Below are 12773 nucleotides of genomic sequence, written 5' to 3' on the forward strand. Positions count from 1 at the left end.
GGCACTTTACAAACCCGTACTCATTGAAGTAAAATTCCGCACCATTTTAAATGAAGGCTGGTGAATCAGTACCAGCAACAAACCGATTTCTATTGAGGTGAGAGGCACATGCCGGTAATTAAAGTACGTGAAAACGAGCCATTCGACGTTGCACTGCGTCGTTTCAAACGTTCCTGTGAAAAAGCAGGTGTTTTAGCTGAAGTTCGTCGTCGTGAATTCTATGAAAAACCAACGACTGAACGTAAACGCGCTAAAGCATCAGCTGTAAAGCGTCACGCTAAGAAACTGGCTCGCGAAAACGCACGCCGTACTCGTCTGTACTAATTGTTTGCGGTGAAAGCCGCATTCATTGCAGACGATAGCTAATACAAAACTTTAGTTTCTCTCGTAGTCACTCAGTTTTTGTAGTAGTAAATAGCTAAGCAGTTAAAGGCCGTGCTTTCCACAAGGAAGCGCGGCTTATTATCGTTCATCAACAGGCGAAAAAGAGGCTTATGGCTGGACGAATTCCGCGTTCATTTATCAATGACTTGTTAGCAAGAACCGACATCATTGATTTAGTCGATGCAAAAGTCCCGTTAAAAAAACAGGGTAAAAACCATCACGCTTGTTGTCCGTTCCATAATGAAAAAACGCCTTCTTTTACTGTAAATGGTGAAAGGCAATTTTATTACTGTTTTGGTTGTGGTGCGCATGGCAATGCCATCGATTTTTTGATGAATTACGACAAACTCGATTTTGTCGAAGCTATCGAAGAATTATCTGCACTACACGGCCTTGATGTCCCATATGAAAAAGGAACGGGTTCAAGCCAAATAGAACTTCATCAACGGCAAAATTTATATCAGTTGATGGAAAAAATTAATCAATTTTACTGTGCTGCCTTAAGTCATCCTTCTGCTAATAAAGCGAAAGATTATTTAAGCCAACGTGGTTTAAGCACTGAAATTATAGAGCATTTTTCGATTGGCTTCGCCCCTGCGGGCTGGGACAACTTGCTCAAAAAGTTTGCTGTAAACCCAGAAAGTCGCAAACAGCTTGATGATGCTGGCATGTTAGTGACAAATGATAATGGCCGAGTCTATGACCGCTTTAGAGAGCGAGTCATGTTCCCAATTCGGGATAGGCGCGGTCGTGTGATTGCCTTCGGTGGACGCGTATTAGGAGATGCACTCCCTAAATACTTAAACTCCCCTGAAACCGATATTTTCCATAAGGGTCGCCAGTTATTTGGCCTTTATGAAGCAACACAAAACAGTAATGAATTATCAAAATTACTGGTAGTTGAAGGTTATATGGACGTTGTTGCACTTGCTCAGTACGATATCCGCTATGCGGTTGCTTCACTGGGTACATCAACAACCTCAGAACATATTCAGTTACTTTATCGTTCAACAGATACGGTTATTTGTTGCTATGATGGTGACCGCGCTGGCCGAGAAGCGGCATGGCGAGCACTTGAAACAGCCCTACCTTATCTGACGGACGGCCGTCAATTGCGTTTTATGTTTTTACCAGACGGCGAAGACCCAGATTCATTAGTACGTAAAGAAGGCAAAGACGCTTTTGAGCAACGCATGAAGGATGCTCAAACCCTTTCTGCTTTTTTATTTGATTCACTTGTGCCACAGGTAGATTTAAAAACGCAAGAAGGGAAAGCAAAATTTAGTAAACTAGCTATCCCTTTGATTAAGCAAATACCTGGTGAAACGCTGCGCCTTTATATGGCACAAGAGCTAGGAAATTTTATTGGTATACCGGATATTTCTCAAGTTCTTGCTATGATTGATAGAGAGAGCACAGAACAAGTTAACTATCAGGCTCCCAAATTAAAACCAACCACAATGCGAATACTTATCGCGCTGTTGGTACAGAATCCGAACTTTTCGGAGCTTGTTCCCTCATTAGAGGGAATTGCCCATATTCAAATGCCGGGGCTTTCTCTATTTCAGGAATTGGTTGATGTCTGCCGTTCCACCCCCGGAATGTCAACTGGGCAGTTGCTAGAGCGTTATCGTGATAATAAATTTGCGAAACAGCTTGAAAAACTGGCAACGTGGAACGATATAGAAATAGAGGAGATAGCGGAAAATACTTTTATAGATGCCTTAAACCATCTATTTAATAGCGCACTCGACGAACGTTTCGACTATTTGATAGCAAAAGAACGAACTGAAGGGCTGACCCCAGAAGAGCGCGAAGAAGTCCGCTTAATCACTCTTTCCAGAGTGAAAACATAATCTAACCCAAAACAGAATTAATATTTTAAACGGCTTAAGTGCCGATAAACACAAGGCAAATGCCTGTAAAATGCTACGAAAATAAAGGGCGTAGCGAATAATAAATATTCCCTTTGTATGTTCTTGTTGGCCGAATGTTTCGCCGACCGACACCAATCTAAATACTCAGAAGTGTGGATACCGTCTTATGGAGCAAAACCCGCAGTCGCAGCTTAAGCTACTCGTAACCAAGGGTAAAGAGCAAGGTTACTTAACCTATGCTGAGGTCAACGACCATCTGCCGGAAGATATCGTCGATTCAGATCAAATCGAAGATATCATTCAGATGATTAATGACATGGGCATCCAGGTCATGGAAGAAGCACCTGATGCCGATGATTTAATTTTGGCTGAAAATACTTCCGATACTGATGAAGATGCAGCAGAAGCCGCTGCACAAGTGCTGTCCAGTGTTGAAAGTGAAATTGGCCGTACAACCGACCCTGTTCGCATGTATATGCGTGAAATGGGAACCGTCGAGCTTCTCACTCGAGAAGGCGAAATCGACATTGCAAAACGTATCGAGGATGGTATTAATCAGGTTCAGTGCTCTGTTGCTGAATATCCTGAGGCTATCACTTATCTTCTTGAGCAATATGACCGTGTTGAAGCAGGAGAAAGCCGTTTATCTGATTTAATTACTGGCTTTGTTGACCCTAACGCGGAAGAAGATCTTGCACCAACAGCGACTCACGTTGGCTCTGAATTACCACAAGAAGAGCTTGATAAAGACGATGACGAAGACGAAGAAGATGAAGACGGCGATGACAGCGATAGCGATGACGATAACAGCATCGATCCTGAATTAGCACGTCAAAAATTCTCTGATCTTCGTGAGCAATATGAAAAAACGCGTCAACATATTAAGCAATATGGCCGTAGTGATGCGAAAACGGCTGCCGCTATCGAGCAGCTTTCCGAAGTATTTAAAGAATTCCGTTTAGTTCCTAAGCAATTTGACTATCTGGTCAATAACATGCGTGAAATGATGGACAGAGTTCGCTTACAAGAGCGTACCATCATGAAACTATGTGTTGAGCAGTGTAAGATGCCGAAGAAAAACTTCATTACTTTATTCAGTGGTAATGAGACCAGTGAAACTTGGTTAACTGCTGCAAAAGCAATGAACAAGCCTTGGTCAGAAAAACTGCTTGAAGTTGAAGAAGAAATTCTGCGTTGCCTACAAAGACTGCGTCAAATTGAAGAAGAAACGGGTCTGACTATCGAACAAGTTAAAGATATCAACCGTCGTATGTCTATCGGTGAAGCGAAAGCACGCCGTGCGAAGAAAGAGATGGTTGAAGCAAACTTACGTCTGGTAATTTCTATCGCTAAGAAATACACCAACCGTGGCTTGCAGTTCCTTGACCTGATTCAAGAAGGTAACATCGGTCTGATGAAAGCCGTTGATAAGTTTGAATATCGCCGTGGTTATAAGTTCTCAACTTATGCAACTTGGTGGATCCGTCAAGCTATCACGCGTTCAATTGCTGACCAAGCACGTACTATTCGTATCCCGGTTCACATGATTGAAACTATCAACAAACTGAACCGTATCTCTCGCCAAATGCTGCAAGAAATGGGCCGTGAGCCATCGCCAGAAGAACTGGCAGAACGCATGCTAATGCCGGAAGATAAAATTCGTAAAGTACTGAAGATTGCTAAAGAACCTATCTCTATGGAAACCCCTATCGGTGATGATGAAGATTCACATTTAGGTGATTTTATTGAAGATACAACTTTAGAGCTGCCTTTAGACTCAGCAACGTCAGAAAGCTTACGCTCTGCAACTCACGAAGTGTTAGCAGGCTTAACCGCCCGTGAAGCAAAAGTGCTACGCATGCGTTTTGGTATCGACATGAATACTGACCACACCCTTGAGGAAGTTGGTAAACAGTTTGATGTTACCCGTGAGCGTATCCGTCAGATCGAAGCAAAAGCGTTACGTAAATTACGTCACCCAAGCCGCTCAGAAGTTCTGCGCAGCTTCCTTGACGAATAATTGATTTATTTATATCTAAAAACACCTGCTCCGGCAGGTGTTTTTTTATGGTCACTAAAACCATGGAAAGCTACACTACCGGTGTTTCATGCAAATAAACCCAAACACACTTTTCGAGTTCGACCCTGATACATGCAGTCGAAATTCTTAGCGACTCAATACCATTTATTTGCTGTTTTTCTTGATACTGAACCCAGCAATAGCCATTGTCTTCGCGCAATGGAATCAGATTAATACACTCTGTAGAAAATGATGTTCTAGCCCCTACATTCTGACTAAATAACTGAGTCACTGCATTTAATCCAATACAATGGCCTTGTGTGGTAACCATTTTGAAGTTGTCATCGAAGCTGGCTAATAACGGCGCCAAACTTTTATTACCACGACGCCCTGTAAAAATATCCTCAATAAGAATATGTAAATCCACCACGCTTTGCTGCGCTCTTTCCATTGTTTCACTCATTTATTTTTCCTTGATCACTGAAATTAATGAAAGTAACCCGAGTATTGATGCAATAAGAAACGTAAATTGATAACGGAATAAATCACTCGAGAAAGTCATTAAGCTAAATATAGAAATAAATACGACTGCACCAACACTAAATGCGACTTGTCGATTAATATTCCATAACACGCTACCTTGAAGTAAATCTTTGTCTTTGAAATCCATCAACGAGCTAATTTGTGCAGTATTGGCGCTCAACCCTCCGCCCATCCCCATCAATAAATAAGCGATTATCAATAAACTGAGCTGGCTGGAAGATGAGACCCAATAAAGCAGAAAAATACCAAAGCTATGTAATGTAATACCAATAATAAATAATCGTTTTTTTCCTATCTGTAAGTAAAGACGTCCACCAGTTAACATTGATATTACCGCCCCCAATGCATATAGCACCATAAATAGCCCGGTTTTTGCTGCACTGAACCCTATGTTCTCTTGTAGATTAAAAATATTGAGTAAATTGACTCCCGTAAAAATACCGGGAACAGCATAGTAAACAATAAAAGCATTACGCAGATTGCTATTTTTCAATAACTGAAAATTTAAAATAGGTTCTCGACATTTTTGGGCATATTTAATGTAAACAATAAATACGAATACAGAAGTAAAAAAGCTCGCCAAAGCCAATAGCAAATTGTGATAATCATTATAAAAAGAGAATGATAATAATAGGCTTAACAAACTTAAACTCACCATTATTAGCCCCAAAATATCTGGCTTTTCTCTTATTTTTTTCCCATCATTTTTTATCCATATCCAAGCGAGTACTGCCGTTAGTAATGAGAAAGGTAAATTAGAATAAAAGACCCAATGCCAAGACAAAGAATCAATAATTAGGCCGCCAATTGCAGGTGAAAATGCGGGAGCAATTAACGCGACTGTCATAATCAATGTTGATATACGCTGACGATCATTATTTGGAAATAATGCGAAAACTAACGCCTGACCTACCGGAATTAATAACCCTCCCGCAGCCCCTTGGATAAAGCGCCAAAAAATTAAGCTATATATTGAATCACTGCTTCCACTGAGCCAAGCTGCAATAGAAAAAAGTAGCATGGAATAACACAGTAATTTTTGGTTACCTAACCTACCTGCTAACCATAAGCTGATTGGCATCACCAGAACTAAACCTAAAATATAGGCATTGGCAACCCAAGCCACTTGAGATTGACTTGCTGAAAATGATGCAGCAATGTCAGGTAATGCTATCGCTGACATAAAAATATTAATACAATCAATAAAGAAACCGAGCAAAAATACTGTGGCAATTTTGTATCGATAAGTCATGGACTTCCTCCGGTGGCAAAGAATAGGTTTAAGTACTTTCTTTGTCGATACAAGGGAGGTAACATGATTGTTTAATAAAAAAGAACAATCGTTATCATTATGCAAAGAAATCTTAAAAAGATTATCAGTTTTCTACAGGTTGTTGATTCGGGTTCATTCACTAAAGCCGCAGATATTTTAGGGCTAAGTCGCTCTATGGTTAGTGTCGATATCAAACAATTAGAAGCTCAGCTTAATGTAAGCTTGCTAACACGAAACACGCGAAATATTGCATTAACAGAGGTAGGAAAACATTTTTATGACGACTTTAAACGTATTCAAAATCAAATAGATGAAGCATTCGAAAAAAGCCAAAATTTAGGAACGAATATTGCTGGTTTGCTACGTTTTTCATCAACGAGTGAATTTGGCCAACGTTTTATTTTGCCGCTACTCCCTGAATTTTGCCGCCTTTATCCTAAGTTAAGGTTACAATATTCATTTAACTCATCATTAGATGACCTGATCACAGAAAAACTCGATTTATCTATTCGATTAGGTAATTTAAAAAATTCATCTCTTAAAATGAAAAAACTGGGTGAATATGAGATTTACTTAGTCTCCTCTCCTGAATTTCTAAAAAAATACCCAATCAAACAACTCACTGATTTAGCAAATGTCCCATGGATTAACCATGCGCTATTAAACTGGCAAGATCCTCAATATTTTTTACAGAATTCAAAAAATGAAAAATATTACTTACCTTTAATTAAAAACCAATATGAGTCTAATTCTGCGGCCGTTATTCACCATATGGTGCTAGCCTCTTTAGGTATTGCTATCTGCCCTGCTTGGATGGTTGACGACGACTTGCAGCATGAACGTTTAGTTCATGTGTTACCCGAATACCGTTTACCGAAACAAAATATTCAATTACTTTATCCAAATACTTTTGTTTTACCGGCTAAGACACGTGCATTTATCGATTTTTTAGTCGATAAATTAGCTGTAAATAAATAAAGATATAAAGATATATCGATTCAATGTTTCTAAAGTGTAGTTTCTAATCTACCACAGTATAAAAACTCATTTTTCTCATTGTTAATGGCTATTATGCCCTCCATGGCATAATAGTTAGCATTATTTCTTAGATGCTAAATAATCTTGCAGAGTGCCTTCCGGTTTTTTCTTACAAAACTCAACAATCTGAGGGACCTCAGCAACACTTTGCTCTGTTAGCGCAACATAATCTCCACCTTTAAATTGCGTTTCTTGGTTTGTTACCCATAACGCAACAGGTGCCCAGCTTTGAGGATCTAAATTAATAAATTGCTGGCAAGTCATATTCTCAGGTGTAACCGTATTTTTGTCTGCTGCCATTGAGTTAAATGAAATTGTAGATACAGCAAATAATACACTAGATATAATAACCTTTCTCATTTTAAACTCCTTTGGAAAATTAAAAACATATAATCATGTGGCTGGTTATTATTAGCATATTATTTATGAGAATTACATATTCCAATTTTGATGATTAAATTTATACTGAATTAAAGAATCGAATAACAAACAATAAAAACAATCAATTACAAACAATGACCTAATTAGAGCATCAATATAAGATTTGTTTTTTTATAGAAAAGCCACTTATAAAAAGTGGCCATAAAATTTAACTATACTACTTTTACTTCCATCTCTGCAGGGTCTTTAATTGGTTTATTAACAAAGAAGAAATAAACCAATGATGCAAGGAATGCGACCGTTGCACAAACAACAAGAGCTAAGGTAAATGAATGTGTTTGGTCAATAATAATACCGGTAATAATCGGAGCAAATGACCCTCCAATAAAACCACCGAAATTTTGAATACCACTCACTGAGGTAATTAAACGAGAAGGCACTGAAACTAAAATCAATCCCCAAGCAGAAGTCCCTGCAAAGTGAATAGAAAACAAGGCCATACTAATACAAGCAACAGCTGAAAATGTGCTGTCAGTATAAGCAGCAGGTAGTGTAAATATGGCAGCAAATAATAAGCCTAAGCAAATCATCCATTTACGACTTTTCATTTTGTCAGCACCACGTTTCACCACATAGTCTGCAACAACACCATTTACCAGCATTCCAAGCGCACCAAATAAAAAGGGTATTGCGGCAACCCAGCCAGTTTTTTCTAGACTTAAACCTCTGGAGTTTTCAAGATAAGCGGGCAACCATGTTAGATATAGCCAAACCATATAACCCACACCATTAAACCCAATAATCATTCCCCATAAAGAACGTTGTTTAAATAATGATGCCCATTCTTTGAAAGAAACTTTATTCGTTGAAGATGGTGGAGCTCCGTCATTTAAATAGTTTAATTCATCATCTGTTAATTCTAATTGTTCACGATTACGATAGAAAATAAACCAAAGTATAGACAGAATAATCCCACTAATACCGATAATAATAAACATTGTACGCCAGCCAAAAGCTAACATTAATGCAATGAGCAAAGGTGGAGCCAGCGCTTGAGCTAACGTAGAGGACATATTAACAATCCCCATAGGTAACCCTCGTTCACGAATATTATACCAATCATTAACGACTTTAACGCCTGTAGGTAAATGTGGGGCTTCACCAATACCTAAAATAACTCGCGCAATAATTAAATGGGTAAATGAAGATAATAGCCCTGTAACCGTTTGTGCTAACGACCATAAAAACAAACCAAAGCCATAAATCTTTTTAACTCCAAAGCGCTCCATTACCATACCTATAGGTAATTGGCATAACGCATAGCCAAATGAAAATACTGATAACAGTAATCCCATTTGGGTTGCACTAAATCCTAATTCTTTACTTATTGTAGAGTTAGCAATAGAGAGTGATGCTCTATCTAAAAAGTTAATGATACCTGCTATCAACAAAAATGTAAGCGCAATAAGCTGCCAGCGCTTTAGTCTTTTACTCGCATGTAGTGACATAATTAAGTACCTTTAAGACGTAACAGGACCCTGCGGAATAATATTTACTCCGCAGATTTATTTTATTAATAATCTTTAATTGTTATCTATTATTTACGATTTTAGCTTTAATATTAATTCTATTTCCACTGGCGTATCAAAAGGCAATGTATTCGTACCTATTGCTGAACGTGCGTGCTTACCTTTATCACCGAGTATTTCAATTAAAAAATCTGAAGCTCCATTCATGACTTGTGGCTGATTTTTAAAATTATCAGTGCTTTGTACAAAGCCCAATAATTTTATACATTCATCAATTTTATCTAAATCTCCTAAATAGGCTTTTAACGAGGAAAATATATTAACAATACACTGTTTTGCTGCTTCTTGGCCTTGCTCGACTGTTAATTCTTTACCTAACGTACCGCTATAAATTAATACACCATCTTTTTGACAATCATGGCCTGATGTATAAAGTAAATCACCATACTGCTTAATAGATACATATGAAAACTTTGGTGCCTCTGGTGTGGCAAGTTTAATTCCTTTTTCTTCTAATTTCTTCTCAATATTCATTCAATTTTCCTATTTATTCAGCAATGTATTTGCCATGTCATAATAAATTTCAGCCGCAAGATATAACTCTTTTATTTCAACAAACTCATCTTTAACATGAGCTTGAGCTAGTCCCCCAGGCCCCATAATAAGTGTCGGAATCTGGCTGGTAACCGAGAAAAAAGGCGCCTCACATGTCGCTTCAAATATTTCAGGTAGCGCTGTTTTTTCTGTGAAACGGCTCACTGTATCTAATGCAACTTTAGTTAATTCGTGATCCGCTGGGATATCTGAAGCGGGAATAAATAAGTAATTATCTAAGTGATAATCTATCTCTTCACCTTTATTATATTGCGCGATAGCTTGATGTAATCTCGCTTCTATTTCTTGTTTTTCTTCCCCTGGAACGAGTCTTCTATCTATTTCAATATCACAATGCTGAGGAACAATATTCGGAGCTATGCCACCATTAATAGTGGTTATAATCATTGAAGCACTACCTAATAGTGGATGACTAATTTCCTCAACAGAAGCGCGATGTTGTTCTATAGCAGGTAGTATTTTAGACATCTTAGAAATTGCACTATCAGGATAACGAGTTTTTGCTGCATGGCCTGCAGTGCCTTTAGTACTTAAATTATAGCGGCTAACGCCTTTATGTGCGATGCATACACCAAGAGAAGTTGGCTCACCAATAATGGCATAATCTGCAGAAATTCCATCTTTAATATAATGCAGCATGCCAAGATTAATTCTCTCCTCATCCACATTAAATCCTAAAGTTAAATTACCTGAAAATGTATCTTGATTACGTTTTAATAATGTTGCCGTATACATCATTGCAGCAACACCAGATTTCATATCTGCAGCCCCTCTCCCAAAAACCTTTCCATCTTTAATCACAGGGTCGAATGGCTCGGTACTCCAACCACAACCACAAGGCACAACATCTATATGACCGTTAAATAATAAATGTTTACCTTTTCCTGAACCTTTTAAATGTGCAATAACATTTGGACGACCAGGAGCTACCTCTTGCATTTCAACATCAATATTTTCTTGTTTAAAATAGTGATATATAAATTCAGCAACTTGTTGCTCTTCCCCTGGCGGGTTTTCGGATTTATGCCGAATTAAGGCACAAAGAAGCTCTAGCAACTCATGTTGTTGCTGTTCATTTAATTTATACATTTTATTCTCCGATATTTAATATCGTGCGTCTGGTGTAATAATATGGTCTATTTCATTATTATTTAATGCATATATTTTGTTTGTTAAATTAGGAATGACACAACTGTGATTCGGTATAATATTTAATACATCACCAATATTTAATTTAATTTGTTTTGGGTCATAGCGAAGATAGCCATGTTCTTCATTTAATTTAACTAGTTTTATAGTTGGGTCTTCCACTATATAACCAAAGCCTGGTTCTGCAGATTGGTCAGAAGTTAATGTTTTTGTCCCTGCATCTACTGTTGCATACCCCTCAATAGGAATACTCACAACAGTTGTTCTTATTGTTAAAGCGCAATCTTCAGGCGTATAAATACCACCATAGATAGCATTCATATCTCCAAAAATAAAGTTCCCAGCCCGTGACTCTGTAATCCCTTTTAATTCATCAGCATAGAATGAAGATAGTGTTGACCCGCCAGATGTCCGAGGCGCTGTAATACCCAATTTTTCTAACCGTTCTTGGCAAGATAATAAAAGATCTGCTTCTGCTTTTGCCGCTTTACGTATTTCAGGCTCGGTTCGGTATTGGTATATTGTTCCTGCATAAGTAAATACACCAATAATTTTCAAATTAGGTAATTTTTGTATTACCAGTGCAAATGGCTTTAAGTCATCTAATTGAATACCTTCCCGGTGAGCACCATAATCAACAGCAATATAGACCTCAATAATTTGGTTTTCTTGCTTTGCTGCTGCTGATAATTGTTCAGCACCTTGTAGGCTATCAATAATCGTTCTTAATTTTATTTTTTTAGCTAACTCAATAAATTGCTGACATTTTTGTTCACCAATCATTGGGTAAGCAAGCAGAATATGATCAATTCCGCCTTTCGCCATAACCGTCGCTTCTTGCAATGTGGCACATGTAATTCCTTTTGCACCACAGGCGATCTCAAATTTCGCTAATTCTACTGATTTATGTGTTTTTATATGCGGCCAGTGTTCAATACCTTGCTGTGTTAGCTTGCCTGTCATGCCTCTGACATTTTTTTCAAGTTGCTGTAAGTCTAAAGCAACGTAAGGCGTTATTGGCATAAAAACCTCTCTTATTCTTCATTATTGTCTTCCCCTTTTAATTCCGCTAAATAGGTATAAAGGGTATATTTGGAAATATTTAAAAACTCACAGATTTTCTCACCTGCTTTTTTGATTAAGAAAGCACCTCTATCATCAAAGAATTTAATTGCATCCATTTTTTCTTTTTTACCCATATTGATGACAGGGACTTTGATAACCTGCATGCATTCTTGAATAAGGTGATCTAAAATTTCATTAACGTCCGTGACAAAAACTTCCTTAACCATATCTTGCTCAATACTATTACGTTGTGTAATGCCTTGAATGGCTTTTTCTGCGGCAATAAATTCTGAGATATCTTGATTAATACAAAGCGCCCCAGAAACTTTGCCAGTTTCATCACGTAAATAAATTGAAGTTGAACGCAACATTTTCCCATCTTTGGTTTGGGTAAAATAATTGTATTTGTCGCCATCAACATCTGTCCCACGCAGTACCTCAAGCCCTAAATTACTACTTGGGTCTCCCACCTTTCGTTTCGTAACATGGCCATTAATAATTGCAACAATACTACTTTCTAACCCTTTGCTATGGTCATGTAATACCACTTCACAATTGTCGCCAAATTGGCCCGCAATTCCTTTCATAACTGCCAATAACATTTCAAAGTTGTCTTGAATAATTTTCATTTTCTACCAAACTTATTTTAAGCCTAACTAAATATTAGTTAGATAATGATGGAGACTCAATCAAGATTTGAGCAATTTGTGATCTATCTCTTGATTCTAGCTAACAAATTTTTAGTTGCCATGACTAACATAGCAATACTCCCAGTTTATAAAAAAACTGGGAGATATGATAGAACAAGGGGTTTCAGAGAGTTTATTGATAAATGGGAAACTATGCAGAGACAAATTAGCAACCTAATTTTTTGTTAGTTTCTATTACCAACAAAAAGT

General features: G+C 37.8%; 12 protein-coding genes. 4 read left to right on the plus strand and 8 right to left on the minus strand.

Going from position 1 to position 12773, the window contains the following annotated elements:
• Positions 1–108 precede the first annotated feature (108 nt).
• From rpsU to rpoD, 3 genes are all read left to right on the plus strand, one after another.
• A complete protein-coding gene (gene rpsU, locus M1F26_RS14880) occupies positions 109–324 on the plus strand; it encodes a 30S ribosomal protein S21 (protein ID WP_001144069.1) in 216 nt (71 codons plus the stop codon).
• Between the two features lie 170 nt (positions 325–494).
• Positions 495–2240, plus strand: a complete 1746-nt coding sequence (gene dnaG, locus M1F26_RS14885; protein WP_110591259.1) for a DNA primase — start codon at positions 495–497, stop codon at positions 2238–2240.
• Positions 2241–2427: 187 nt separating this feature from the next.
• On the plus strand, positions 2428–4281 hold the full coding sequence (gene rpoD / locus M1F26_RS14890) for an RNA polymerase sigma factor RpoD (protein WP_004257799.1): 1854 nt from the start codon (positions 2428–2430) through the stop codon (positions 4279–4281).
• A 70-nt stretch (positions 4282–4351) separates the two neighbouring features.
• Here rpoD and M1F26_RS14895 read toward each other — a convergent pair whose 3' ends face one another.
• Positions 4352–4744, minus strand: a complete 393-nt coding sequence (locus tag M1F26_RS14895) for a hypothetical protein (protein WP_112307504.1) — start codon at positions 4742–4744, stop codon at positions 4352–4354.
• Entirely contained in the window at positions 4745–6076 is a 1332-nt protein-coding gene (locus M1F26_RS14900) for an MFS transporter (RefSeq protein WP_140171570.1), read from the minus strand.
• A gap of 99 nt (positions 6077–6175) precedes the next feature.
• Here M1F26_RS14900 and M1F26_RS14905 point away from each other — a divergent pair, with 99 nt between their 5' ends.
• The gene (locus tag M1F26_RS14905; protein WP_140171569.1) at positions 6176–7075 is read left to right on the plus strand and encodes a LysR family transcriptional regulator; all 900 of its coding nucleotides are present in this window, start codon (positions 6176–6178) and stop codon (positions 7073–7075) included.
• Between the two features lie 120 nt (positions 7076–7195).
• On the opposite strand, the gene M1F26_RS14910 is transcribed toward M1F26_RS14905, so the two are convergent.
• The 6 genes from M1F26_RS14910 to M1F26_RS14935 form a co-directional block, all read right to left on the minus strand.
• A complete protein-coding gene (locus tag M1F26_RS14910) occupies positions 7196–7495 on the minus strand; it encodes an HdeA/HdeB family chaperone (RefSeq protein WP_036958008.1) in 300 nt (99 codons plus the stop codon).
• Positions 7496–7728: 233 nt separating this feature from the next.
• Positions 7729–9024, minus strand: coding sequence for an MFS transporter (locus M1F26_RS14915; RefSeq protein ID WP_140171568.1), 1296 nt, complete (start codon positions 9022–9024; stop codon positions 7729–7731).
• Positions 9025–9117: 93 nt separating this feature from the next.
• Complete coding sequence (locus M1F26_RS14920; RefSeq protein ID WP_140171567.1) at positions 9118–9579, minus strand: RidA family protein; 462 nt, start codon at positions 9577–9579, stop codon at positions 9118–9120.
• Between the two features lie 9 nt (positions 9580–9588).
• Complete coding sequence (locus tag M1F26_RS14925) at positions 9589–10749, minus strand: M20 family metallopeptidase (protein ID WP_140171566.1); 1161 nt, start codon at positions 10747–10749, stop codon at positions 9589–9591.
• Positions 10750–10764: 15 nt separating this feature from the next.
• Positions 10765–11832, minus strand: a complete 1068-nt coding sequence (locus M1F26_RS14930) for an alanine racemase (RefSeq protein ID WP_140171565.1) — start codon at positions 11830–11832, stop codon at positions 10765–10767.
• Between the two features lie 11 nt (positions 11833–11843).
• Positions 11844–12503, minus strand: coding sequence for a transcriptional regulator (locus tag M1F26_RS14935; RefSeq protein WP_140171564.1), 660 nt, complete (start codon positions 12501–12503; stop codon positions 11844–11846).
• Positions 12504–12773 lie beyond the last annotated feature (270 nt).

Source organism: Providencia sp. PROV048 (genome assembly GCF_033688165.1).
Taxonomy (GTDB): Bacteria; Pseudomonadota; Gammaproteobacteria; order Enterobacterales; family Enterobacteriaceae; genus Providencia; species Providencia hangzhouensis.